The sequence below is a fragment of the Paraburkholderia sp. GAS33 genome (genome assembly GCF_050436645.1).
Taxonomy (GTDB): Bacteria; Pseudomonadota; Gammaproteobacteria; order Burkholderiales; family Burkholderiaceae; genus Paraburkholderia; species Paraburkholderia phenazinium_B.
On the sequence record NZ_JBNDMP010000006.1, the window covers coordinates 278,849 to 302,418 of the forward strand.

A 23,570-nucleotide genomic window follows, 5' to 3' on the forward strand; every position below is an offset into this window, starting at 1 on the left:
AGGCTGCCGGAGGGCGTCAATCTCCGCTTGAATAGCGGTTCGGACGGAGGAATCTTTCCCTTTCCAACGATTTTTGTTCAGAACGCCTCGCCGCGGAACAAGGCGGCGGCGAATACCGGATTCGACGGCCAGTAAGCGTGCATGTAGGTTGCGACGATTGCACCGTGCCGATAGAGGGCTTCCCCGCTGGTTGCGCTTTGCGGCCGAACCGCGGTCGTAACCGGTGCGAGCGGCGTGTTCAGCTTCGAATAGTGGAACGTGTGTCCGGTCATGACGCCGTGTCGTCCTTCGATCTGTTGCATGGCCAGTGCCGCGAAGCGGGTCTGCATGCTGGCCTCGCCAGGCAGCAGGCCGAGCATCGGGGTAGAGGCACCGTGCACGTCGATCAGTCGGTCTAGCAGATAGAGCATGCCGCCACATTCGGCGATCAACGGTTTGCCGGCTGCGGCGTGTGCGCGAATCGAGTCGGCACTGCATTTCCGGTCCGTCAGGGTCCGGGCATGGAGTTCCGGGTAACCGCCGGGAAGATAGAGGGCGTCGGCAGCCTGAGGTACCGGTTCATTGGCGAGCGGCGAGAAATACGCGAGTCTGGCGCCGAGTGCTTCGAGCAGTGCGAGATTGGCTGGGTAGATAAAGGAAAAGGCCGCGTCCTTTGCAATTGCGATCAGCCTGCCGTCGAGCAGGCGTGGCAGGCTGTTACGCGGTGGCGCCTCGAAGTCGATGGCCGGCGGCAGTTCGGCCAGCGGCGTTGTGGCGAGCGCATCGGCAACCTGGTTGAGGCGTGCATCGAGATCCGCGATCTCTGCGGCCTGGTGCAAGCCGAGGTGCCGGTCCGGCAATTCGATCGAGTCGTTGCTGTTCAGATGGCCGCACCAGCGCAGCGAGGCCGGTAATGCCTCTTCAAGAAGTTTCGCATGATAGGGCGAGCCGACCCGGTTCGCGAGCACACCGTAAAAAGGCACCCGCGGCTGGAATTGAGCGAGACCGAAGGCCAATGCGCCAAAAGTCTGGGCCATGGATTTCGCTGCGATCACCGCCAATACGGGTATGCCGAAGGCGCTCGCCAGATCGGCACTGCTGGGCCGGCCGTCGTACAGCCCCATGACCCCTTCGACCAGCATCAGATCGGCGTCGCCTGACGCTTCGGCCAGCAGTGTACGGCAGCCGGCTTCGCCGACCATCCAGAGGTCGAGCGAAAACACCGCCGCACCGCTCGCGTGCGCGAGGATAGTTGGATCGATAAAGTCCGGACCGGTCTTGAACACGCGCACACGCCGTCCGAGGCGGCTGTGGTAGCGGGCCAACCCTGCCGTGACGGTGGTCTTGCCCTGACCCGAAGCCGGGGCGCTGATGAACAGCGCTGGACAGGCGGCCATGGCTTAGAACTCGACGCCGCGCTGCGCTTTGACGTGTTGCTCGCGGTATGGGTGTTTGACGATGCGCATCTCGGTGACGAGGTCTGCGGCCTCGATCAGTCCGTCAGGCGCATGCCGTCCGGTGACCACCACATGGAGCATGTCCGGACGCTTGCTAAAGACGTCCAGCACTTCGTCGAGCGGCAGATACTCGTACTTGAGTACGGTATTGAGTTCGTCGAGAATCACCATCTGATATTCGCCGCTTTCGATCATCCGGCAGGCTTCGCTCCAGCCTTTGCGTGCCGTCGCAATGTCGGCTTCCCGGTCCTGCGTGTTCCAGGTATAGCCGTCGCCCATCGTGACGAAATCGCAGTTTGGCAGACTGCCCAGGAAATCGCGCTCGGAGGTATGCAGTGCCCCCTTGATGAACTGCACGACACCGAGGCGCATGCCGTGTCCGAGCACGCGCACGGCCATGCCGAAAGCGGCTGTGCTTTTGCCCTTGCCCGTGCCCGTATTGACGATCAACAGTCCTTTTTCGATGGTGGCCTGCGCCTGTTTCTTTTCATGTCCTTCGCGGCGGCGTTGGGTCATGCGCAGATGCGATTCCGTATCGGTTTTCATGCAGTCAGGTCCTGGTGGTTGGGTTCAATCGGCGCGCCCCGGGCGCCTGCGTACAGAATTCGGCCAGGCAGGCAATTGCCACGGTGACGCCAGGCGAAGCCGTTTTGCCGGCAACGAGGCTGCCGCCGGGCGCTCCCAGCAGCGCGCAAGGTTCGCAGATGCCGTCGACGCCGAAGCGGGCCTGTACCGCTTTCGAGGCCGTTGCGCGAAGCATGCCGCCCGGGCAGGCGGCGATCGCTTCACGGCTGAAGCTATGCAACATTAGCGCATGGCGGGCACAGAATGTCAGGAGGCCGGGTTCTCGCGCCTTTGAATCGATGGTCGAGATCGAGGCGATCGATTCAATCGCCTTGGCCCCTTGCACGCCCAGTTTGCCAAGCGTCGCGAGCACGACGGCCTCGATCGCCTCGGCCGAAACTTGCTGCCGACAGCCAATGCCGATGCTGAATTGCTTCATGTTGTGTCGTAACCGTCCGCGCGGGCCGTAGGCATATGGCGTGTCGGTTTGCAGATATCTGGCGCGCTACAATACACGCGTTGGCGGTCGCTCGCCAGCGTCGCTTCTTGACGCTGCCTCGCGGCCCAGCCTAAACTCGTCCCACTCTGGTGCCCGCCGACGCGTTATCGCGCCGGCAGTTAAACGGGAAACAGGAGGCTTGCCGCACTAGCGCGAGCCCAACCTGTGCTGCCCCCGCAACGGTTCAGCGAAAGCGTCGCTTAGGCGATGCGAAGCCGGCTCCATGTCCGCGACCAGGATCGCGGGCAATCAACCACTGCGCGAAAGATTCGCGTGGGAAGGTGGAGCGGTGCGTTCGCCAGCCCGGATACCGGCCAGAGAAGAGGTGTTGGCGCTGCGGGGATGCAGCTGGCCATCCACGCCTTTATCGCGTTCCTCTGTTGCGACCGCAACGTTCCGTATCGTCCCCACGTCCTGTTTACGTCCTGCGCCAGACGCTACCGCTCGCGTCTGGTCTGGAGCGAGTGCCCGACGAGCTGGCTCGTTTGCTTGTTTAATAACGGAGTGATCATGCAGAACCCCATGCGCAAGATCCCTGTGACTGTCGTCACGGGCTTTCTTGGGAGTGGCAAAACCACCTTGCTGCGCCATATTCTTCAAAACGCGAACAATTTGCGGATTGCTGTCATCGTCAATGAGTTCGGCGAGCTCGGCATCGACGGCGAAATTCTGCGTGGTTGCGGAATCGGCTGCGACGAAGAAGGCCGCGAACAGGCTGGCCAGCTCTATGAGCTCGCCAACGGCTGTCTGTGCTGCACCGTGCAGGAAGAGTTTTTCCCGGTGATGGAGCAACTGGTCGAACGCCGTGGCGAAATTGACCACGTTCTGATCGAAACCTCGGGGCTGGCGCTGCCGAAACCGCTGGTCCAGGCGTTCAATTGGCCTTCGATCCGCAACAGCTTCACCGTCGACGCGGTGGTGACCGTGGTGGACGGCCCTGCCGCAGCAAGCGGACAGTTCGCCGACGACCCGCAGGCCGTGGATGAGCAGCGCCGAGCCGATCCCAATCTCGATCACGAATCGCCGTTGCACGAGCTGTTCGAAGACCAGCTCGGCTCGGCCGATCTCGTGATCCTGAACAAGACCGACCTGCTCGACGAGGCACAGCAGGCTGCCGTGGAAGCGGAGATTCGCGAGGAGTTGCCGCCCCAGGTCAAGATCGTGCGCGCCCAGCGAGGGCAGCTGGATCTGCACGGCCTGCTGGGTTTGCAGGCGGCGTCCGAAACCACGATTCATCTGCGCCACGATCATCATGGCTCGGCCGACGATCCCGATCATCACCACGACGAATTCGATTCCGTGATCGTTGAAGCGCCCGCTGCATCGCGCGAAACGATCATCGCGGCGCTGCAGGGTTTGACGGAGCAGCACACGATCTACCGCGTCAAGGGTTTTGCAGCGCTGCCGGGCACACCAATGCGCCTCGTGATCCAGGGCGTGGGCCGGCGCTTCGACAGCTATTTCGACCGGCGCTGGCGCGAAGACGAAGCACGGGCCAACCGGTTCGTGCTGATCGGCGAAGATCTCGATCAACCTGTGCTGCAGCGCGCGCTGAGCACCGCGTTGGCTGCCCAGGCCCAGCAGTCCTGATCCGTTATGCATCTGCTACGCACCGTTCCGGGCGGTTTTGTCGACGATACCGAAGGCGTCATCCGGATCGATCAGCGACCGGCTGAGATCGTGGTGCTGAGTTCGGCCGACACGACGCTGGCGCTGTTGGCGAGCGTGGTGCCGAGGCTCGGCGCCGGCTTCCCGGAGATCCGGCTCACCAATGTCAGCTTTTTGCGGCAGCCTGCATCGGTCGATTTTTACGTCGACGATGTGCTCCAGCATGCGCGTGTGGTGGTCGTCGACCATCTGGGCGGCGAAGCCTACTGGCCTTACGGTATCGAGCAGCTGGTCGAACTGGCCGAACGCAGGAAGCAGGTGCTGGTGATGTTCTCGGGCGACCTTCAGGAAGACCCGCACCTGCTCGCGCGCAGTACCGCCGATCCCGCCTTGTGCCATCAGCTCTGGCGCTATCTGCGCGAGGGCGGCCCGCTCAATGCCGAAGCCTTCCTGCGCTGCATCGCGTATCGCGCGCTCGGCTGGGGCAGCGAACCGGCCGCGCCGCGCGTGTTGCCCGCTGCCGCGCTTTATCATCCAAAGCACGATACGCCGAGCATCGCCGACTGGCAGGCGCGCTGGCGCCCCGGTGCGCCGGTGGCACTGATCCTGTTCTACAAGGCGCATTTGCAGGCGGCCAATACGCGCGTGTTCGATGCGCTGATCGAGGCGCTCGAGGCGCAAGGCGTGAACCCCTTGCCGCTCGCCGTGACTTCGCTGAAGGATCGAGTGAGCCTCGCTGTATTGCAGCAGTTGAGCGTCGAGCATCGGGTCGCGCTGGTGCTGAATACCACCGCGTTTGCGGTCTCTTCGATCGATGCCCCGGATGCCTTTGCCCTCGCGGGCGATGCACCGGTGCTGCAGGTGATCCTGAGCGGCGGGAACCGCGAGACGTGGCTCAAGGACAATCATGGCCTCAATGCGCGCGATATCGCGATGCATGTGGTGCTGCCCGAGGTCGACGGCCGCGTGATTACGCGAGCGATCAGTTTCAAGGGACTCGACTACCGCTGCCCGCATACCGAGGTCGACGTGGTGCGCTATCAGCCCGATCTCGAGCGCATCGCGTTCGTGGCCGAGCTGAGCCGGCGCTGGTGCCGGTTGCGCACGCTTGAGAATGCCGACAAGCGGCTCGCGCTGATCCTCGCGAATTACCCCGTCAGCGAAGGGCGGATCGGCAACGGTGTCGGACTCGATACGCCGGCCTCCGTCCTTACGATCCTCGCCATGTTGCGTGACGAGGGTTACCGGCTCGATCCGTTGCCGGCCGATGGCGACGCCCTGCTGCGCACGCTGACTCAGGGTGTCACCAACGACCCGGTTGTGCGCGACTTGCGTCCTGCCTTGCAAAGCCTGGCGTTGGCCGACTATCGCCGCTATTTCGAGCGTCTGCCTGCCGAGGTGCAAGCCGCGCTCAATGCGCGTTGGGGTGCGCCGGAACTCGATCCGACGATCCGCCAGGGGCGCTTCATGATCGCCGGCTGGCGCTGCGGCCAGGTGTTCGTCGGGATTCAGCCCACGCGTTCCCGTGACGCCAGCGACTACGCGAGTTATCACGACGCCGAACTGGTGCCGCCGCATGCCTATCTGGCGTTCTATTTCTGGCTGCGGCACCGCTTCGAAATCGATGCCGTGGTGCACGTCGGCAAACACGGCAATCTCGAATGGCTGCCGGGCAAGAGCGTCGCATTGAGCGGCCAGTGCTGGCCCGATCTGATTCTTGGGCCGCTGCCGCATCTTTATCCGTTCATTGTGAACGACCCGGGCGAGGGCAGCCAGGCCAAGCGGCGCGCGCAGGCCGTGATCATCGACCATCTGATGCCGCCGCTCACGCGTGCCGAGAATTACGGTCCGCTGCAGGATCTCGAACGCCAGGTCGACGAATACTACGACGCCTTGATGGTCGATCCGCGGCGTGCCAGGTTGCTGCGCGGCACGATCCTGAAGACGATCGTCGAGCATCGGCTGCATGAGGAACTGAGTCTGGCCGCACCCAGCAGTCCCGATGCCGAGGATGCGCTGCTGACCCAGGTCGATGCGTGGCTATGTGAGTTGAAAGAGGCGCAGATTCGCGATGGTCTGCATATCTTCGGGCACTCGCCGCAGGGCGTGCAGCGGCGCGACACCTTGCAGGCGCTGGCGCGTTTTCCGGTGGGCAACGGGCGGGAGGCGAACGCGGGGCTGATCGATGCGCTTGCACGGGATCTCGACATCGCCCGCCTGTTCGATCCGCTGGCGCCCGACTGGTCGGCGCCATGGGACGGTCCTCGCCCGGCACTGTTGCAGCAGGTGAGCGATGCGCCCTGGCGGCATAAGGGCGATACGCGCGAGCGGCTCGAACTGCTCGCCGCGGAATTGCTTGCTGACCTGTGCGGTTTGTCCAGTGCCAATACTGAATCTGGGCCTGCACACGGTCTGCCGGCGCCGGGCAGTCTGCCGCATGCCGAGCAGGTTCTCGAGCGTTTGCGCGATGACGTGCTGCCGCGCCTCGACGCATGCGGTGGCGAAGAATTGCGGCAGTTGCGGCGAGGCCTGGCCGGTTGTTTCGTGCCGCCGGGGCCGAGCGGCTCGCCCTCGCGGGGGCGCCCCGATGTGCTGCCGACGGGGCGCAACTTCTATTCGGTCGACACGCGCGCACTGCCCACCCAGGCCGCCTGGGCGCTCGGACTCAAATCGGCACAGCAACTGATCGAGCGACATTTGCAGGAGCAGGGCGATTACCCGCGCGCGGTCGGACTGTCGGTGTGGGGCACGGCGACCATGCGCACGGGCGGCGATGATATCGCGCAGGCACTTGCGCTGCTCGGCGTACGGCCGAAATGGGCAGCCGGCAGTCATCGCGTGACCGATTTCGAGATTCTGCCGATCGCAACGTTCGATCGGCCGCGCATCGACGTCACGCTGCGCGTATCGGGATTTTTCCGCGATGCGTTTCCGAACCTCATGCACCTGTTCGACGCGGCGGTGCAGGCGGTGGCCGAGCTCGACGACGAGCCTGTTGAGCTGAATCCGATCCGCGCGCGCGTGCTGCGCGAGCGCGATCAGTTGATCGCCGGCGGTCTGGAGGCTGGCGAGGCTCGCCGCCGCGCGGGCTGGCGTATCTTCGGCGCACGCCCTGGTTCCTATGGCGCAGGCTTGCAGGAATTGATCGACACCAGCCAGTGGCAAAGCGACGCCGATCTTGCGCATGCGTATCAGCAGTGGGGCGGTTACGCCTACACCCAGCAACGTTCGGGCGAGGCCGCCCACGATGCTTTCGGCATGCGCCTCGCTGCGATCGACGTGGTGCTGCAGAACCAGGACAGCCGCGAACACGATCTGCTCGATTCGAACGACTACTACCAGTTCCAGGGCGGCATGGCCGCAGCCGTGCGGCACCTGAGCGGCGCGCAACCGCAGCTTTACCATGCCGACCACAGCAACCCGGAGACGCCGCGCATCCGGCCGTTACGCGAGGAGATCGCACGGGTAATCCGCTCGCGCGTGGTGAATCCGAAATGGCTCGAAGGCATCAAGCGGCACGGCTATAAAGGCGCTGCCGAAATCGCTGCGACGGTCGATTATCTCTATGGCTACGACGCCACCGCACGCGTGGTTGCCGACCATCAATACGCGCTGGTCACGGACGCGTACCTGAACGACGCGGATACGCGGGCGTTTTTGCAGCGCTATAACCCGCGTGCGTTGCACGGCATCTGCGAGCGGCTGCTAGAGGCCATGCAGCGCGGCTTGTGGCAGCATCCCGGCACGTACCGAAGCCAGGTCGAACAGCAACTGCTGGCGGTGGAACAGCATCTCGAAGGACGTTCATGACAAAAATCGACTCGCCCAGGACGCTCGTCTTCGGTACGCCCGGCGCCACGCGTACGGTTTTCCCGTTTGCGGCGCTGCTTGGGCAGGCGCCCTTGCAACAGGCGCTGCTGCTCGCTGCGATCGATCCGGGCATTGGCGGCGTACTCATCAGTGGTCCGCGCGGCACAGCCAAATCGACGGCTGCGCGCGCGCTTGCCGACCTGCTGCCAGATGGTCAGCTGGTGACGTTGCCGCTCGGCGCAAGCGAAGAGCACCTCGTCGGCACGCTCGATCTCGAAACGGTGTTGCGCGACAACGCCGTGCGTTTTTCTCCCGGACTGCTGGCAAAGGCGCATGGCGGCGTACTGTATGTGGATGAGATCAACCTGCTGCCCGATTCACTGGTCGATCTGCTGCTCGACGTGGCAGCGAGCAGCGTCAATACGGTCGAGCGCGATGGCATTTCGCACAGCCATGAGGCGCGTTTCGTCCTGCTGGGCACGATGAATCCCGAAGAAGGGGAGTTGCGGCCGCAATTGCTCGACCGGTTTGGTTTGATGGTTGAGCTAGAAAACTGCTTTGAGCCGGCGCTGCGCGAACGGATCGTAAAGGCTCGCCTCGCATTCGAACTCGATCCACAGGGTTTCCGGCGTGGTTTCGACGTGCAGCAGGACGACTACGCACGGCGGATTCGCGCTGCGCGCATGCGTCTGCCGTCGCTCGAATTCAGCGAAACGGTCCATGCGCGTGTGAGCGAGCTCTGTATCGCCGCGGCCGTCGACGGAATGCGCGCCGATCTGGTGATGCTGCGCGCGGCTCGCGCACTCGCGGCGCTCGAGCAGGCTGAAGCGATTGCGGTCGAGCACGTCGATCGTGTGGCCGAAGCGACGCTACGTCATCGGCGGCACGCAGAAGCTGGGACGCAACCGGATGGCGCAGACCCGGCACAAGCTGCACAGCCGCCAGCCGAATCCGATACGCGGCAGACCGATACGTCAAACGCTGCATCGCCTCCTGCCTCGGCCACCGCAACACCCGCAGGTCGGACCACCGATACAGACTGGGGTTACCTGCCGCCGGTGGCTGCGGGAATCGAACCGGTCAAGGCGGTCCGGCCGCTAGACGCAAAAAAACACTGAGCCATCGGGAGCGCGCCCCCGCGGGTTTGCCCGCCGGGTTTCGATGGCTGGAAGGCGCGGGCACTGCAAGCCGCAGCGGGATGCGGGGCGTGCGGCGCATCGCCTGGCCGGCGACATTCGCCAGCAAGGGGGCGGCGCGCCTGCAAACGCAACATCTGCGTTTCCGGCCGGAGAGGAGCGGTCAGAAGGCGTTGCATTGCTTCCTGCTCGACTGCTCGGGTTCAATGCTGGGCGGACGGCGTCTCGCGCTTGCGAAGGGCGTGCTCGCCAGCCTGTTCGATCGTATCGGACAGGCACGCGATGAGGCGGCGCTGATCTGTTTTTCCGGCACACGCGCTGAGCGTCGCTTCGGGCCGGCGGTGCCGCGCTGGTGGAACGAGCGCTGGCTGCGCCCGCTTGGCGGGGGCGGCGGCACGCCCTTGAGTAGCGGAGTGCGCAGCGCGCGCCAGTTGCTGGCGAGCGCTGCAACCGGTCAGGCAACGCGACAGCGTAACCTATGGATTCTGACGGACGGCCGTAGCTTGGATCAGCCGCCTTTTCCGGCCGAGGCCGACCGGATCGTGCTGGTCGACTTCGAAGCCGGCCCGCTCAGGCTTGCACGTTGCAAAGCGCTGGCGGAGAGTTGGGGCGCCCTGTATCTCAGACCTGAGGATCTGCTAGGCCAGGATTGAGCTGAGTTTAATGCACGACGGGAAACAGTTTCAGGCGTCTTTAACAGCTTCAATCCCGGTCTGGGACACTGCGTCCTTCGCATCCGGATACCAGCGCGGCGTATAGATCCACTCACCATGCGGGCCACCCGGAATACGGCGCGTCGTCGACGAGCCGACGATCACCATCGTGCGCATATCGACCTGTTCCGAGCGCAGCATACCGAGCGTGGTTGAATTGAGGGTCGCGCCTGGCCGGCCGATATCGCGGCCCAGCACCACCACGGTATCGGGTGTGCGCAAGGCGCGCAGAATTTCCAGGGCGCGGTCGAGCTGCCAGGGCCGTGCACGCGAGATGGGGTTATAAAAGGCCATCACGAGATCAGCCTCGGCCGCATGTCGCAGCCGCGTTTCGATCACACTCCACGGCTTCAGGTTATCGGACAGCGAGAGCAGGCAGAAATCGTGGCCGAGCGGCGCACCCGCCTGAGCTGCGGTAGCAAACGCGGCCGAGACGCCGGGTACGATATTCAGTTCGACGCTGGCCCAGGCGGCATCGTCGGAATTATCGAGCGCTTCCAGTACGGCCGCGGCCATCGCGAACACGCCCGGGTCGCCAGAGGAGACGATGGCGACCGAGCGCCCCAGGCTTGCGAGCTCGAACGCATGACGCGCGCGCTGCAACTCTTCGCGGTTATCGCTGGTATGCAGTTGCTGGCCGACGCGGAACGGGCCAGCCATGTTCACATAGGTGGCGTAACCGAGGATATCGGTGGCCGCGTCGAGTGCGCGGCGCGCGGCTGGAACCATCAGGTCCGCGCTGCCCGGGCCGAGGCCGACCACGCTGAGCGAGCCACGGCCATGGCCGATCTGCGCAGGATCGACGGGCGCCGCGCAGGACGCCAAAGCGAGCCCGGGTTCGCTGCCGTCGAGCCTCCGCCAGGGCAACCGAAGTGCTGCGTTCAAGAGAGCATGCGAGTCGCCCGCCTCGACGCCTGTTTCGACAAATCGCAACGGGACGCCGAGCGTGTCCGCTGCCTGTCTGAGTGCCGCATCGTTCATGGTCCGATGCGGTGCGAGCAGGGCCGCGAGCGAGAGCGGCGCGATGCGCGCGTCCTGCAAGGCCTGTTGGACCCGTGCGGCTGTCTGTTCGTCGCCTTCTAGCACCGCCGCTACCACACAGCGCGGATGGATCAGAAGTTCATCCGCCGTCCCGGTGCCCAGTTGTTCGCTGATGCGGATCGACAGCCTCGCTCCGGGCGCCTGCGGCAGGTTCGCCTGCTCGAGCCAGGGGGCATGCCCTTCGATGCGCGTGCTCTCGCCGGCGAGCAGGTCCGAGACAAAGTGTTTGCCGTGCTCCAGGCTGGCGAGCACATAACCGTCAGGCGGATCGAGCAGGCAGGTGCCGAAACGCAATTCGCCACTGGTGGTAATTGCGGCGGATACTTCGAGTGCTGAGGCGATCTCGCGTGCCATGTCGTTGACACCAGCCAGGCCGCCAAGCAGCGGCACGACCGCGCTGCCGTCCTCGGCGACGGCGAGCACGGGCGGCTCGGCCCCCTTGCTGGCGAGTGCCGGGGCGAGGCAGCGGATCACGATGCCCGCGGCGCACAGCACAATCAGCGGTGTGCCTTGCGCATAGAGTGCGCGTAAATGTTCGCCGAGCGCGGCATAAGCTTCGTCGGCGGCGACTCGCGCCTGCAGACCGTGCACCCGTGAGCCGGCGTAACAGACCTGGATCCTGCGCGCCGTTGCCAGCGCGGACGGCCCCAGAATCACGATGGCGGGTGGGATCAGGCTTGCCAATTTTTACCCGGCACGATCAGTAGTGAAAAATATGGCGAGGCCATGGGGTCGACCTCGTCGAGCGCCACGATGCGTTGATTGGCCATGGTCGCGCGTTCGACATAGAGCGCGCGCTGCGCCAGCCCAAGCTCGGTCAGCACGCGCCTGACCTTTTCGAAGTTGCGGCCGAGTTTCATGATGACGGCTGCGTCCGCCGTGGCGAGCCGCTCGCGCAGCTCTGTTTCGGGCAACACGCCGGACAGTACCGACAGGCTCTGATTCCGGTACACGAGCGGCGAGCCGAGCACCGCCGCACCGCCGAGCATCGAACAGACACCCGGCACGACCTCGGTCTCGAAGCGCGCGGCGAGCCGGTCGTGCAGATACATGTACGAGCCGTAGAAGAACGGATCGCCTTCGCAGATGACGGCGACGTCGCGTCCGGCATTGAGATGCTCTGCGACCGTTTCGGCCGCTTCGTCGTAGAACCCGGCGATGATCGTTTCGTAACACAGCGGCGGTTCAAGTGCTTCGGTCGTGACCGGATAGACCAGTGGCAACTGCGTCTGGGCTGGTTGCAGATGTGCCTCGATGATGCTGTAGGCGTTGCCTTTCTTGCCTTTGGCCACGAAATAGGCCACCACGTCGGCGCTTGTGAGGCGGCGCAGTGCTTTCAGCGTCAGCAGTTCGGGGTCGCCGGGGCCGACGCCAAGACCGTATAAACGTCCAGCTGGTTTCACTTATTCGATCTCCGAGGCGAGCGCATTGACCGCTGCTGCGGCCATCGCGCTGCCGCCGCGGCGGCCCGCGACGCAGACATAGGGGAGGCTGAGCGTATTGGCGGCCAGCAGGGCTTTCGATTCGGCCGCGCCGATAAATCCCACCGGAAAACCGAGGATGAGCGCGGGTCTGGGCGCGCCGGCCTCAATCATGTCCAGCAAATGGAACAGGGCGGTGGGCGCGTTGCCGATGACCACCACGCTGCCGGCCAGATTCGGTCGCCACAATTCCACGGCGGCAGCCGAGCGGGTGTTGCCAAGCGATTCGGCCAGTGCGGGTACGCGCGGCTCGCCGAGCGTGCAGATGACCTGGTTTGCCGCGGGCAGGCGCGCGCGTGTAATGCCTTCGGCAACCATGCGCGCATCGCAGAGAATCGGCGCACCGCTCATCAGTGCTTCGCGGCCAGAGCGCCCCGCGTCTGCAGAGAATTCCAGCGCTTCGACGATTTCGACCATGCCGCAGGCGTGAATCACGCGAACGGCGAGTTTTTCCAGATCGGCTGGGATGCGTGACAGATCCGCTTCGGCGCGAATCGTGGCGAAGGACTGGCGATAGATTTCCTGTCCGTCACGGATGTACTCAGACATCGATAGGGCTCCGGGCGGTTGTTGTAAGTACAGTCTTGATCTGTTCAAGGTTCAGATCGTGCGCAACGAGGCGGCCGAAGCCGGGGCCGCCATCGCGTTCGTAAAGGTCGTAGTGTCCGGGGGCCACGGCGAGCAGCGTGTGAGCCGCGCAATGAGCCGCCGCGCATGAGCGCTCGCAGCCGCTCAGGTGCAACTCGAGTGCTGCGGGGCGAAGTTGGGGCAGATGTTCAGCGAGGTATTGCGCGTCGGCCTTGGTATCGGCTCGCGCTTTCGCACAGCCGCGTGAACCCGCGCAGGCAATCAGGCCGGCATACGCTGCCTGGGGATCGCAGATAAAACCGAGCCGCTCCATGGCGGCGACGGTTGGTGCCACTGCCGTTTTGGCGAGATCCGGAATCAGGATGCTTTGCCAGGGCGTTACTATCACCGTGGCCTGTGTGTTTGCCGCGTGCGCGAGTTCGGCCAGTGCATGCAGGGTGCGCGTGTCGAGCCGGCCTAGCGGCGGCTGGCCGCCGACCCACCACAAACCGGCTGTAGCTTGCGGGTGGGGTCCAAAGCGCAGGGCCGGATCGGCGATACGGCGAGTCCATGCGCGTACTGTCCGCGGCTGGAAGTCGAGATACGTTTGCGCACGCTGCAGGATTGAGCTGGCCGCGTGTGTCCGTAACAGATCGCGCATGCGCGGCTGCTGCGGCGTGGCGAGATCGAGGAACGCCCGCAGCAGGGCATTGAGCAACGCTGGGACCTGTTCCGGACCGACGATGCCGAGCGCCGGTATATCGGCGCTCGCCTCCGGCGCTGGGTTCAGCATGTTGCCGCCGGCCTTGTAGACACCGGACGATGGGCAGCCGGCGAGGCCGAATGCGAAACCCACACCGGTCCCGTCCGGTTGTGCCGCAAACCAGATATCGTGCGGATGTTCGAGCATGGCGAGCCGCTCGCCGCCATCAAGCTGAACTGAGAATTTGGGCGAGAGCGCAGCGAAGCGCGGTTCGTTCTGCAAAGTGTCGAGCAGGCTTGCCGCAAGCGCTCGCGTATCGATTAGCGCGTTAGGATCGCGACCGGCTACGGGGCTGAGCATCAGGTTGCGACGGGCGTCCGCCGCTTGTGCATCGGCACGGCTGGTTTCGCGGTACCCACCGGGGCCGAACCCTGCCTCAAGCAGCGCCTGGCTCAGCGCCGTTTCGTGACCGGCACGAATGCCCCGCAATTGCAGATTCGCGCGGTTCGTCAGTTCGACAGGGCCGCCCGCATGGCGTTCTGCTGCGCTAGCCAGGGCGTGCAGTTGAGCGGCCCCGATCGCGCCGCCAGGCAGCCGGATACGGCACAGCCCGCCATCTCGCGCAGCGACGATATGCAGCAACCCGGGACAGGCCGATGAGTACGGAGCAACGTTGCTGCTGGCGGGGAGTGGAGGGCGGTTCACGTAGGGCCGGAAATGCATGGATCACTTCACGCGTGCGCGAGCGGCGCTGCCCGCGTGTTGTGCGGGCGGGCCTCAGCGTTCGCTCAGTGTCAGGGCAAAGAAGGCCGCAAGGAAGGCTGCCTAAGCGCTGTATTATGCCTGTTTTCGATATCTGAAACGACGCGGCGGCCGTGCGGCTCAGGCGTTCGCAGAACCTCTCGATGCATGCAAAAGAATTTGGGCCAAGGCCAGCCTGGTTGACCGTGGTCGGGATTGGCGAAGACGGTTTCGCCGGACTCGGCCGGCCGGCACGCCGTGCGCTGCTCGACGCACACATTGTCTACGGCGGTGCGCGTCATCTGGCGATGCTGCCGCCACGTCTGCGGGCGCAGCGCGAAGCGTGGCCTCAACCGTTCGATCTTTCGGCGGTGCTCGCGCGGCGTGGCACGCCGGTTTGCGTGCTGGCGAGCGGAGACCCGATGCTGTTTGGTGTCGGCGCGGTGCTGGCGCGCCAGTTACCAGCGGAGGAATTGCATGTTCTGCCGGCGCCTTCATCTGTGTCTCTGGCCGCAGCGCGTATGGGCTGGGCCTTGCAACAGGTCAAGACGGTTTCGCTGGTCGGCCGTCCGCTGGCCGCGCTGAGCACGGTGATGCATGACGGCGCATGTCTGCTCGTGCTGAGCGCAGATGGCAACACCCCGGCAGCCTTGACCACTCTGTTGATGGCGCGCGGTTACGGCGCGAGCAGGATGACCGTCTTCGAACGTCTGGGCGGCGGCGTGCACGAGCGGCGTATCGACGGACGTGCCGATGCCTGGTCCGCCGGCACGGTCGCTGCACTTAACCTGATCGCCGTCGAATGCCGTGCGGATGGGCAAGCCCTGCGTTTGCCGCTGACCCCCGGCTTGCCCGACGAGGCATATCGCAACGATGGCCAGTTGACAAAGCGTGACATACGCGCGATCACGCTCGCACGTCTGGCGCCGGCGCCCGGCGAACTACTCTGGGATGTCGGCGCGGGCAGCGGTTCGATCGGTATCGAGTGGATGCGTACGCACCCGGATTGCCGCGCGATCGCGATCGAAAGCCACCCTGAACGGCAGGCTTTTATCGAGTACAACCGTGAAGCGCTCGGTGTGCCGACGCTGCAACTGGTTGCCGGGCGGGCACCCGCAGCACTCGAGGGGCTGGATACTCCCGACGCGGTTTTTATCGGCGGCGGTGTGACCGGGCCGGGTGTGCTGGATACCTGCTGGGCGCGTTTGCGCGAGGGCGGACGTCTGGTCGCGAATGCGGTCACGGTGCAAGGCGAGGCGGCGCTGTCGGCCTGGCACGCGCAACACGGGGGCACGCTAACGCGCATTGCCCTGTCGGAAACCGAGCCTCTTGGGCGCTTCGATACCTGGCGTCCGGCTCTGCCGGTCACGCTGCTCGAGGTATGCAAGCGGGAAGACCGGTATGCGTGACGAAACCCCCGAGCAGTCTGCGCCCCTGCGCTCCGGATATACCACTGGCAGCTGCGCGACCGCGACTTCGCTGGCGGCGGCGCGGCTGCTGTTGACAGGGGAAACGAGTGACGCGGCGGAAATCGTGCTGCCCAAAGGGCAGCACGTCTCCTTGCGGCTGACCTTTTGCCGGCTCGCTGGGGGCGAGTCGGGCACGCAAGCCGAAGCCGGCACGATCAAGGACGCGGGCGACGATCCCGACGTGACGCACGGCGCGCTGGTGTTCGCCCGCGTGCGTCTGAGGGCCGAACCTGGGGTGGGTTTTCATGCCGGCCCAGGTGTGGGCACGGTCACGCGAGCGGGGTTGACGCTGCCGGTCGGTGAGCCGGCAATCAACCCGGTGCCGCGCCGCATGATGACCGAACATCTGACGGAACTTGCTGTTGCCTGCGGCTATGGAGGTGGCTTCGAAGTGACGATCGGCGTGGAGGGGGGCGAGGCGCTCGCGCTCAAGACGATGAATCCGCGGCTCGGCATCGTGGGCGGCCTGTCGATTCTCGGTACCACGGGAATCGTGCGGCCGTTTTCCTGCTCGGCCTATATCGCCTCGATTCATCAAGGTATCGACGTAGCTCGTGCGAACGGGTATCGGCATCTGGCGGCCTGCACGGGTAACGCAAGCGAGGAGGCGATGCGGCAGCGTTACGGCCTGCCCGAGATCGCGTTGATCGAGATGGGGGACTTTGTCGGAGCAGTGCTCAAGCATCTGCGGCGCGCTCCGGTCGAGCGCCTGAGCGTGTGCGGCGGTTTCGGCAAGATCAGCAAGCTCGCTGCCGGCCATCTGGATCTGCATAGCCGCGTATCCAGTATCGATCTCGCGCAGCTGGCCGAATGGGCCGGCGAGTGGGGCGCCGATTCGAGTCTGCAGGCGTCGATGCGGGCCGCCAATACGAGTCAGGAGGCGCTAGCGCTGGCGCACGCTCGGGCGGTGCCGCTCGGCGATGCGGTATGCCGGCGTGCGCGCGATGTGGCAGTTGGGATTGCGCCGGCCGGCGTGGCGCTCGAAATGTTCGCGATCGATCGGGTCGGGAATCTGGTTGGGTCTGCCTTATGATGCGCATCCTTGTCCTCGGCGGTACAGGCGACGCGCTGCAACTGGCGCGCCGGCTCGCGGGCGAGCATATCTACAGTCTGGCAGGCCTCGGCCGGGTGCCGGAGGATTTGCACTGCCGGGTCCGCGTTGGAGGTTTCGGAGGCAGTGAAGGTCTGGCGCGCTATCTGGTTGACGAGCATGTTTCGCTTTTGATCGACGCCACCCATCCATACGCTGCGCGAATCAGCGCGAACGCCGCGGCGGCAAGCCGGGAGGCCGGCGTACCGTGCTGGGCGCTGCGTCGCCCAGGCTGGATTGCGCAGCCTGGCGACGATTGGCGCGAGGCCGACGACTGGGCGGGGTTGGTCAAGTTACTCGCTGCCTTCCACCGACCTCTGTTCACGCTCGGGCGTGAGCCGCTCGCGCATCTCGACGAGATTCCGCCGCAACAATTCTGGACCGTGCGCTGTCTCGATGCGCATGCAGGCAACGCGCGTGCGCGCGTGATCGATGCACGCGGTCCCTTTACGCATGAAGGCGAACGCGCGCTGTTTGCAGAGGCGGCGATTGACGTGGTGATCAGCAAGAATAGCGGCGGACGCGCGACCGAGGCCAAACTCGACGTGGCTCGCGAGCGTGGCTTGCCGGTTCTGATGCTAAGGCGCCCGGACCTGCCGGCGGCGGCACGCGTATTCGATAGTGGCGCCGCATTGCTCGGTGCTTTGGAAGATTGGCCTGACGCACTGGCGCCCTGACCGACGGCACGAGCGGGCAAGAAAATTTTTGGAGTGGTTTATGACGGTGTTTTTTATCGGTGCGGGTCCCGGCGACCCTGAACTCATCACGGTCAAGGGGCAGCGTCTGGTCCGCACTTGCCCGGTGATTCTCTATGCGGGATCGCTGGTGCCCGAGGCGGTTATCGCAGGCCATCGCGCCGGGCAGGTCGTGAATACCGCCGAGCTCGACCTCGATGCCATCGTAGCTTTGCTCGAGCAGGCACATCGCCGCGGGCTCGACGTTGCGCGTGTGCATTCCGGCGATCCGTCCTTGTACGGTGCGATTGGCGAGCAGATCCGCCGGCTCCGCGCACTCGATATTCCCTATGAAATCGTCCCCGGTGTCACGGCGACGGCGGCCTGCAGCGCAGCGCTGGGTTGTGAGCTGACGCTGCCCGGCGTTTCGCAGACGCTGATCCTGACGCGCTACGCCAGCAAGACCGCAATGCCCGATGGCGAACAGCTTGCCGATCTGGCACGGCACCGCGCGACGCTCGCGATTCATCTTGGGGTCCGGCATCTCGCGCGTATCGTTGAGGAACTGCTGCCGTTCTACGGTCCGGCCGGTGCGATCGCCGTGGTGTACAGGGCGAGCTGGCCAGATCAGGAAATCATTCGCGGAACGTTGGGCGATATTGTGGGCAAGGTGCAACCTACCGATGCGTCGCGCACGGCCCTGATTCTCGTGGGTCAGGTGCTCGAATCGCAGGATTTTCTGGACTCGACGCTGTATGGCGCGGCCTCCGGCCAACCGTTTTCGTAGACGCACTCGGCGAGAGGTTTCCGTTGGGCCCAGCGTTCAGTTTCCAGCATGGGTTCGGCATAGAACTGCCGGACGTGGCCCAGGCAAAGTATCGCGACCGGCTTCGCGCCCGCCGGAATGCCGAGTACGCGGCGCACTTCGTCCGTGTCGAACAGCGAGACCCATCCCATGCCCAATCCTTCGGCGCGTGCGGCCAGCCACATGTTCTGAATCGCACAGGCCACCGAGGCGAGGTCCATTTCGGGCAGCGTGCGACGCCCGAACACATGCTTTTCCCGGCCATCCATCAGGGCGACGACCAGCAGTTCGCCGCATTCGCGCATGCCCTCCACCTTGAGTTGCATGAATTCGTCGCGGCGCTGGTCGAGCGCGTCGGCGGTGCGCAGGCGCTCATGTTCGACAATTGCGTGCAGTTCGGATCGTAGCCCGGTATCGCTAATGCGGATGATGCGCCAAGGCTGCATATAGCCGACGCTCGGTGCGTGGTGGGCCGCTTCGATCAGGCGTTGCAGCACCTCCGGGTCGACAGGCGTGGACACGAAGTGGCGCATGTCACGTCGCTCGTAGATTGCCCGATAGACGGCGGCACGCTCGGCGTCGCTGAATGCGTGGCCATCACGCTGCACGTTTTCCGAGGGGGGTGGAGGAGGAGACTGATGCATAACCTGGGCGCCTGGAGCAATACGCCATTTTAGCGCCCGGTTGGGCATGGTGACCCTCCAGGCATCGTCGAAACCACAAACTTCCGGGGTATCAAACACCTGGCGTGGTAACCTTTCCGCGGGAATCAACTGTCTCGTCGGCCCCGGGGGCAGCAGAACGTCCACAGTCACTGAAGCGATGAATTTCTGTTTCAGTGCGTCCGGTAGAAGAAAGAAAAAGAAATAACGAACAGAACCTTATCTATTACGAACGTCTATGATGTCGTCACTCGCCTTACCTGTGGTCGAACCGCTTGACCAGACGCTGCTCGGCACGCTGCAACACCTGATCGACACGAAGACCAAGCCGCCCGGCAGCCTGGGGCGGCTCGAAACGCTGGCTCGGCAGATGGGCCTGATCCAGAAAACGACGCATCCCACGGTACAGCGCCCGGCCATGATCGTGTTTGCCGGCGACCATGGCATCGCACAGGAAGGGGTGAGCCCTTATCCGCAAGCCGTGACCGCGCAGATGGTGGCGAACTTCCTGGCAGGCGGCGCTGCGATTAACGCGCTCAGCCGCGTGGCCGGCATTGCGCTCGAAGTGGTCAATGCAGGTGTCGCGACGCCGTTGCCGACTACCGAGGGTCTTGTCGATATTCCGGTTGGCGCGGGCACGCGCAACTTCGCCCAGGAACCTGCGATGACGCGCGATCAGGCGCTCGCAGCGATGCGTGCCGGAGCAGAACGCGTCCGTCACCACGCGTCGCTCGGCACCAACGTGATCGGTTTCGGCGAGATGGGGATTGCCAATACCTCGGCGGCAGCCTGTCTGATGAGCCGCCTGTGCGGCGTGCCGATCGACGAGTGCGTCGGTCGCGGCACCGGGCTCGACAACGCGGGCCTCGCGAAAAAGCGCAATGTGCTGACCTCGGCGCTGGCGCATCATGCGCCGAGCGAAGATCCGCTGGTTGTGCTCGCAACCTTCGGCGGCTTCGAAATCGCGATGATGGCCGGCGCCTGTCTCGCCGCGGCCGAAGCGCGTATGACGATTCTCGTCGACGGTTTCATCGCGACCTCCGCGCTGCTGGTGGCCGACGCGTTGGAGCCCAACGTACGCGACTACTGCGTGTTTGCGCATGCCTCGAACGAAGCCGGGCATCGGCGCATGCTCGACCACTTTGGCGGCATCCCGTTGCTTGCGCTGGACATGCGGCTCGGCGAAGGCACCGGCGCGGCACTCGCCGTGCCCTTGCTGCGCGCCGCAGTGGCGTTTCTCAATGAAATGGCGAGTTTCGAGTCGGCCGGTGTCGCGGACCGCGATGCCTGAGCGGTTGACCGGCTCCGCACGCTGATGAAGCCGCTCATGGAGTTGCGCTACTTCTTTACGGCGCTAGGCTACTTCACGCGCGTGCCGGTGCCGCGCTGGGTCGGCTATGAGCCGCACTATCTCAATGCAGCTGCGCGTTATTTCCCGCTTGTCGGCGTGCTGGTGGGCGGGCTCGGTGCGCTTGTCTATCTAGTGGCGTTGCATGTGTTTCCGCCCGGTGTGGCCGTGCTGCTGTCGATGGCATCGACCTTGCTCGTCACAGGCGCTTTCCACGAGGACGGTTTGGCGGACTGCTGCGATGCGTTCGGCGGCGGCTATACTCGAGAGGATGTGCTGCGCATCATGCATGATTCGAGGATAGGCGCGTTCGGCGCGATTGCGCTGATGATTGCACTCGCCTTGAAGTGGCAAACGCTCGCGGCGGTGCCGCCGCTGCGTGTCGCAGGTCTGATGGTTGCAGCGCACGCCGCGAGCCGTACCTGTGCGATCAGCTATCTGGCGACACTCGATTACGTGCGCGCGGAAGGCAAGGCGAAGCCGGTTGCGCAGCGCCTGAGCGGCGTAGCGCTCGCCGTAGCGGCGCTGTTTGGATTGCCGGCGCTGTTCTGGCCGGATTGGCGCTTCGGTTGTATGGCGCTTGTGATGCTGGCGGTGCTGCGTGTGGCCATGGGTCGTTATTTCGTCAGACGCATTGGCGGCTATACCGGCGACTGCCTCGGCTTTGCGCAGCAGATTTTCGAACTGGCTATCTATCTGGCGGCAATCGCCTGGACATCGGCATGGATATCGTCCTGATTCGTCACCCGGCCGTCGCCGTCGATGCAGGCGTGTGTTACGGCCATAGCGACGTCGCGCTTGCCGACGATCCGACGGCATCTGCCGCTACGCTGGCGGTGCATCTTGCCACCTTGCAGGTGCCCCCGCCGCGGGTACTGCTGTCCAGTCCGCTGCTACGGTGTGCGTCGGTTGCCGCGGCGTTGGCGGGGGATTTCGGTTGCGCGCACAGTGTCGACGAACGCCTGAAGGAAATGAATTTCGGTGCGTGGGAGCAACAACGCTGGGATGCAATCGACAGGGCAGCGCTCGATGACTGGGCGGCTAACTTCGAGCACGCCCGTGCTCACGGGGGCGAGAGCGTCGCGCAGTTTGTCGCGCGGGTGCAGGCGTGGCTCGATGCGTTCGGACAGACCCGCGAATGTTCGCCGGCCTATGTCGTCACGCATGCCGGCGTGATACGGGCGATCGCCTCGCTGGTGCTCGGTGTGCCGGTGGAGCGTTCCACTCAATGGTCACTCGCTACGTCCGGGGTAGTCTGGCTGCGGCGTGACGACGAGCGGCTGCTTTGGTCGCTGGTGCGGTGGAATGCTTGAGTGGTTAGCGTTGTCGCCTTGTCGGGCCGCTCCTGAGGCTATTGCGCCGCACCCATCTCACTGTTCGCCCACTGCTGGCCTGCGTGAGCGCGCTACCTCCAGATCCTCGCAAAGCTGCTCGGCGCCTTGTGCAATGCGAGGCGCAGGACGATCGATCAGATCGCCGTCGATCGCGAACAGGTTGTTGCGCGCCACCGCTGTGAGGCTCGGCCAGGTGTGCCATGAGTCCAGTTTTGCCAACGGGGCGTCGGGCTTCGTTGCGCCTGCCGAGGCAGTCACAATCGCTTCCGGGTTGGCCGCGATCACCGCCTCGGTCGATACCGTCGGGACCAGCGGTGCAAGTTTCGCAAACACATTGCGACCACCGCATAGCGTAATCACGTCGCTGATCATATGCGTACCGTTGAGCGTCATTAGCGGTTGATCCCAGACCTCATAGAACACGCTGACGGGCGGACGGTTCGCATAGCGGGTGCGTAGGCGTTCGATGTCCGCGCGGTAGGCGCTTGCTGCTGCATCTGCAGTGCCCGATGTGCCCAGCAAGCTGCCGAGCCGGGTGAGGGTCACCGCGACGTCATCGAGTTGATGCGGTTCGCTGAAGAAAAGCGGTATATGTAGTTCGCGCAGGCGCTCGAGCTGGGCCTGCGCGTTGCCGTGCCGCCAGACGACGATCAGATCGGGTTTCAGCGCGACGATGCGTTCGAGGTCGAGCGCCTTGTTGTCGCCGACACGCGGCACCTTTTGCGCTGAGGGCGGGTAGTCGCTGTACGACACCGTGCCCACCAGTTTCGCGCCGCCGCCCGCTGCGTAGATCAGTTCGGTCACGTGCGGTGCGAGGCTGATCACGCGTTGGGCCGGAGCGGCAAGCGAGACGGTGGCGCCGGTGTCGTCGGTTGCGCTGACGGTTGCGTGCGCGCGTGATGCGAAAGCGCAGGCGACAAGAACTGCGCAGGCAAACGAGGCGGAGCGTGAATTAGCCATGAAACGGCACGCTCATCAAGGCGAGTACGATCAGCAGAGCGAGCCACAGTATCACCGTGCGTTCGACCAGTCGCAGCGCAGCGTCGATATGCGCAGTGCCGGCGGCTTGCCCCGCGCCGAGCGTCGGGCGTGCTTCGATGGTGCCGTGATACACGGCGGCTCCGCCGAGCAGCACGTTGAGGCTGCCTGCCCCGGACGCCATGACCGGTCCCGCATTGGGACTGTCCCAGCGCGGCGCCTGCTCGCGCCAGCAGCGCCACGCGGTGCGCGTGTCGCCGAGCAGCGCATAGCTTGCGGCAGTCAGGCGCGCAGGAATCCAGTTCAGCACGTCGTCGATGCGCGCGGCGGCCCAGCCGAAACGCAGATAACGCGGCGTGCGGTAACCCCACATGGCGTCGAGCGTATTGGCCAGGCGAAATGCGAGCGCCCCCGGACCGCCGCCGACGGCGAACCAGAACAGTGCGCCGAAGATTGCGTCGTTGCCGTTTTCGAGGGCTGATTCGACGGCGGCACGCGCAAGTGCCGACTCGTCCGCATGCGCGGTTTCGCGTGAGACGATGAGCGCGGTCAGTCGTCGCGCTTCTGCGAGGTCGTGCTGAGCGAGCGCGCGGGCGATCGGCGCAATGTGATCGTTGAGGCTCCGGGCGCCGAGCGCGAACCACAGCAGCAGGACGTGCACCGCGCAAGTCAGCATGAACGGCAGCACGGTGACCAGCCATACGGCGATCAGCACCGGAGGCAGCACTGCAAGCGCCCAGGCGAGAATGCCGAAGAGCCGCCCGTGCCGCCCGGTGTTCAGGCGCGCTTCGATACGCATGGCGAGCTTGCCAAAGCCTACCAGCGGATGCGCGGTGCCGGGTTCGCCGAGCCAGCGATCTACGCAGACGCCGGCGGTGGCCAGCGTGGCGGTCAGGGGGAGCGACAGCATC

General features: G+C 64.8%; 21 protein-coding genes and 1 riboswitch. Of the genes, 11 read left to right on the top strand and 10 right to left on the bottom strand.

The window, feature by feature from the left end; translation table 11 throughout:
• Positions 1–77 precede the first annotated feature (77 nt).
• From P3T24_RS20710 to P3T24_RS20720, 3 genes are read right to left on the bottom strand one after another with little or no spacing between them, the layout of a single operon-like run.
• Entirely contained in the window at positions 78–1,376 is a 1,299-nt protein-coding gene (locus tag P3T24_RS20710; protein WP_429437307.1) for a cobyrinate a,c-diamide synthase, read from the bottom strand.
• Positions 1,377–1,379: 3 nt separating this feature from the next.
• Positions 1,380–1,982, bottom strand: coding sequence for a cob(I)yrinic acid a,c-diamide adenosyltransferase (cobO, locus tag P3T24_RS20715; RefSeq protein ID WP_429287925.1), 603 nt, complete (start codon positions 1,980–1,982; stop codon positions 1,380–1,382).
• 4 nt (positions 1,983–1,986) lie between these two features.
• Positions 1,987–2,439, bottom strand: a complete 453-nt coding sequence (locus tag P3T24_RS20720) for a cobalamin biosynthesis protein (RefSeq protein WP_429437310.1) — start codon at positions 2,437–2,439, stop codon at positions 1,987–1,989.
• 130 nt (positions 2,440–2,569) lie between these two features.
• Positions 2,570–2,832, top strand: a riboswitch (cobalamin riboswitch).
• Positions 2,833–3,009: 177 nt separating this feature from the next.
• Between P3T24_RS20720 and cobW the strand changes: the two genes are divergently transcribed.
• The 4 genes from cobW to P3T24_RS20740 all read left to right on the top strand — a co-directional run bounded on the left by cobW (position 3,010) and on the right by P3T24_RS20740 (position 9,706).
• Positions 3,010–4,089, top strand: a complete 1,080-nt coding sequence (gene cobW, locus P3T24_RS20725) for a cobalamin biosynthesis protein CobW (RefSeq protein ID WP_429437313.1) — start codon at positions 3,010–3,012, stop codon at positions 4,087–4,089.
• A 6-nt stretch (positions 4,090–4,095) separates the two neighbouring features.
• Positions 4,096–7,917 (top strand): cobaltochelatase subunit CobN, encoded by a 3,822-nt coding sequence (cobN, locus tag P3T24_RS20730; protein ID WP_429437316.1) that lies wholly within the window; start codon positions 4,096–4,098, stop codon positions 7,915–7,917.
• Positions 7,914–9,035 (top strand): ATP-binding protein, encoded by a 1,122-nt coding sequence (locus P3T24_RS20735; protein ID WP_429437318.1) that lies wholly within the window; start codon positions 7,914–7,916, stop codon positions 9,033–9,035. The genes cobN and P3T24_RS20735 overlap by 4 nt, the downstream gene beginning before the upstream one ends.
• 80 nt (positions 9,036–9,115) lie before the next feature.
• Complete coding sequence (locus P3T24_RS20740) at positions 9,116–9,706, top strand: vWA domain-containing protein (RefSeq protein ID WP_429437321.1); 591 nt, start codon at positions 9,116–9,118, stop codon at positions 9,704–9,706.
• Between the two features lie 30 nt (positions 9,707–9,736).
• On the opposite strand, the gene cobJ is transcribed toward P3T24_RS20740, so the two are convergent.
• From cobJ to cobG, 4 genes are read right to left on the bottom strand one after another with little or no spacing between them, the layout of a single operon-like run.
• Entirely contained in the window at positions 9,737–11,482 is a 1,746-nt protein-coding gene (gene cobJ / locus P3T24_RS20745) for a precorrin-3B C(17)-methyltransferase (protein WP_429437571.1), read from the bottom strand.
• A complete protein-coding gene (locus tag P3T24_RS20750) occupies positions 11,479–12,210 on the bottom strand; it encodes a precorrin-2 C(20)-methyltransferase (protein ID WP_429287920.1) in 732 nt (243 codons plus the stop codon). Before P3T24_RS20750 ends, cobJ begins: the two co-directional genes overlap by 4 nt.
• Positions 12,211–12,837 (bottom strand): precorrin-8X methylmutase, encoded by a 627-nt coding sequence (locus P3T24_RS20755; RefSeq protein ID WP_429437324.1) that lies wholly within the window; start codon positions 12,835–12,837, stop codon positions 12,211–12,213.
• Positions 12,830–14,263 carry a precorrin-3B synthase gene (gene cobG / locus P3T24_RS20760; protein ID WP_429437574.1) on the bottom strand — a complete coding sequence of 478 codons (1,434 nt, stop codon included), beginning with the start codon at positions 14,261–14,263 and terminating at the stop codon, positions 12,830–12,832. Before cobG ends, P3T24_RS20755 begins: the two co-directional genes overlap by 8 nt.
• A 200-nt stretch (positions 14,264–14,463) precedes the next feature.
• Between cobG and cbiE the strand changes: the two genes are divergently transcribed.
• Genes cbiE through cobM form a run of 4 tightly spaced genes read left to right on the top strand, consistent with a single transcriptional unit; the run spans position 14,464 to position 18,319 of the window.
• Positions 14,464–15,708 carry a precorrin-6y C5,15-methyltransferase (decarboxylating) subunit CbiE gene (gene cbiE, locus P3T24_RS20765; RefSeq protein WP_429437327.1) on the top strand — a complete coding sequence of 415 codons (1,245 nt, stop codon included), beginning with the start codon at positions 14,464–14,466 and terminating at the stop codon, positions 15,706–15,708.
• Positions 15,701–16,801, top strand: coding sequence for a cobalt-precorrin-5B (C(1))-methyltransferase (locus tag P3T24_RS20770; RefSeq protein WP_429437330.1), 1,101 nt, complete (start codon positions 15,701–15,703; stop codon positions 16,799–16,801). The genes cbiE and P3T24_RS20770 overlap by 8 nt, the downstream gene beginning before the upstream one ends.
• On the top strand, positions 16,798–17,535 hold the full coding sequence (locus P3T24_RS20775; RefSeq protein ID WP_429437333.1) for a cobalt-precorrin-6A reductase: 738 nt from the start codon (positions 16,798–16,800) through the stop codon (positions 17,533–17,535). The genes P3T24_RS20770 and P3T24_RS20775 overlap by 4 nt, the downstream gene beginning before the upstream one ends.
• Positions 17,536–17,575: 40 nt before the next feature.
• A complete protein-coding gene (gene cobM, locus P3T24_RS20780; RefSeq protein ID WP_074267811.1) occupies positions 17,576–18,319 on the top strand; it encodes a precorrin-4 C(11)-methyltransferase in 744 nt (247 codons plus the stop codon).
• Here the strand turns inward: cobM and bluB are convergent.
• Positions 18,247–18,981, bottom strand: coding sequence for a 5,6-dimethylbenzimidazole synthase (gene bluB, locus P3T24_RS20785; RefSeq protein ID WP_074267812.1), 735 nt, complete (start codon positions 18,979–18,981; stop codon positions 18,247–18,249). The two genes, cobM and bluB, sit on opposite strands and share 73 nt — an antisense overlap.
• 256 nt (positions 18,982–19,237) lie before the next feature.
• Here bluB and cobT point away from each other — a divergent pair, with 256 nt between their 5' ends.
• From cobT to cobC, 3 genes are read left to right on the top strand one after another with little or no spacing between them, the layout of a single operon-like run.
• A complete protein-coding gene (cobT, locus tag P3T24_RS20790) occupies positions 19,238–20,290 on the top strand; it encodes a nicotinate-nucleotide--dimethylbenzimidazole phosphoribosyltransferase (RefSeq protein ID WP_429437336.1) in 1,053 nt (350 codons plus the stop codon).
• Between the two features lie 24 nt (positions 20,291–20,314).
• Positions 20,315–21,085, top strand: a complete 771-nt coding sequence (locus P3T24_RS20795) for an adenosylcobinamide-GDP ribazoletransferase (RefSeq protein ID WP_074267814.1) — start codon at positions 20,315–20,317, stop codon at positions 21,083–21,085.
• Positions 21,070–21,660, top strand: a complete 591-nt coding sequence (gene cobC, locus P3T24_RS20800) for an alpha-ribazole phosphatase (RefSeq protein WP_429437339.1) — start codon at positions 21,070–21,072, stop codon at positions 21,658–21,660. Before P3T24_RS20795 ends, cobC begins: the two co-directional genes overlap by 16 nt.
• Before the next feature lie 57 nt (positions 21,661–21,717).
• Here the strand turns inward: cobC and P3T24_RS20805 are convergent, their stop codons facing one another.
• Entirely contained in the window at positions 21,718–22,641 is a 924-nt protein-coding gene (locus tag P3T24_RS20805) for a cobalamin-binding protein (RefSeq protein ID WP_429437342.1), read from the bottom strand.
• Positions 22,634–23,569: an adenosylcobinamide-phosphate synthase CbiB gene (gene cbiB / locus P3T24_RS20810; RefSeq protein ID WP_429437345.1), complete on the bottom strand. Its 936-nt coding sequence runs from the start codon at positions 23,567–23,569 to the stop codon at positions 22,634–22,636. The genes P3T24_RS20805 and cbiB overlap by 8 nt, the downstream gene beginning before the upstream one ends.
• Position 23,570 lies beyond the last annotated feature (1 nt).

Bases quoted from the DNA above. Each gene is read 5' to 3' on its own strand.
- cobC (WP_429437339.1), top strand. From the start codon at position 21,070: ATGGATATCGTCCTGATTCGTCACCCGGCCGTCGCCGTCGATGCAGGC.
- cobW (WP_429437313.1), top strand. From the start codon at position 3,010: ATGCAGAACCCCATGCGCAAGATCCCTGTGACTGTCGTCACGGGCTTT.
- cobN (WP_429437316.1), top strand. From the start codon at position 4,096: ATGCATCTGCTACGCACCGTTCCGGGCGGTTTTGTCGACGATACCGAA.
- cobM (WP_074267811.1), top strand. From the start codon at position 17,576: ATGACGGTGTTTTTTATCGGTGCGGGTCCCGGCGACCCTGAACTCATC.
- cobO (WP_429287925.1), bottom strand. From the start codon at position 1,982: ATGAAAACCGATACGGAATCGCATCTGCGCATGACCCAACGCCGCCGC.
- P3T24_RS20775 (WP_429437333.1), top strand. From the start codon at position 16,798: ATGATGCGCATCCTTGTCCTCGGCGGTACAGGCGACGCGCTGCAACTG.
- P3T24_RS20755 (WP_429437324.1), bottom strand. From the start codon at position 12,837: ATGTCTGAGTACATCCGTGACGGACAGGAAATCTATCGCCAGTCCTTC.
- P3T24_RS20740 (WP_429437321.1), top strand. From the start codon at position 9,116: ATGCGGGGCGTGCGGCGCATCGCCTGGCCGGCGACATTCGCCAGCAAG.
- P3T24_RS20805 (WP_429437342.1), bottom strand. From the start codon at position 22,641: ATGGCTAATTCACGCTCCGCCTCGTTTGCCTGCGCAGTTCTTGTCGCC.
- P3T24_RS20795 (WP_074267814.1), top strand. From the start codon at position 20,315: ATGAAGCCGCTCATGGAGTTGCGCTACTTCTTTACGGCGCTAGGCTAC.
- P3T24_RS20735 (WP_429437318.1), top strand. From the start codon at position 7,914: ATGACAAAAATCGACTCGCCCAGGACGCTCGTCTTCGGTACGCCCGGC.
- cbiB (WP_429437345.1), bottom strand. From the start codon at position 23,569: ATGCTGTCGCTCCCCCTGACCGCCACGCTGGCCACCGCCGGCGTCTGC.
- cobT (WP_429437336.1), top strand. From the start codon at position 19,238: ATGATGTCGTCACTCGCCTTACCTGTGGTCGAACCGCTTGACCAGACG.
- cbiE (WP_429437327.1), top strand. From the start codon at position 14,464: ATGCATGCAAAAGAATTTGGGCCAAGGCCAGCCTGGTTGACCGTGGTC.
- P3T24_RS20710 (WP_429437307.1), bottom strand. From the start codon at position 1,376: ATGGCCGCCTGTCCAGCGCTGTTCATCAGCGCCCCGGCTTCGGGTCAG.
- P3T24_RS20770 (WP_429437330.1), top strand. From the start codon at position 15,701: ATGCGTGACGAAACCCCCGAGCAGTCTGCGCCCCTGCGCTCCGGATAT.
- bluB (WP_074267812.1), bottom strand. From the start codon at position 18,981: ATGCATCAGTCTCCTCCTCCACCCCCCTCGGAAAACGTGCAGCGTGAT.
- P3T24_RS20720 (WP_429437310.1), bottom strand. From the start codon at position 2,439: ATGAAGCAATTCAGCATCGGCATTGGCTGTCGGCAGCAAGTTTCGGCC.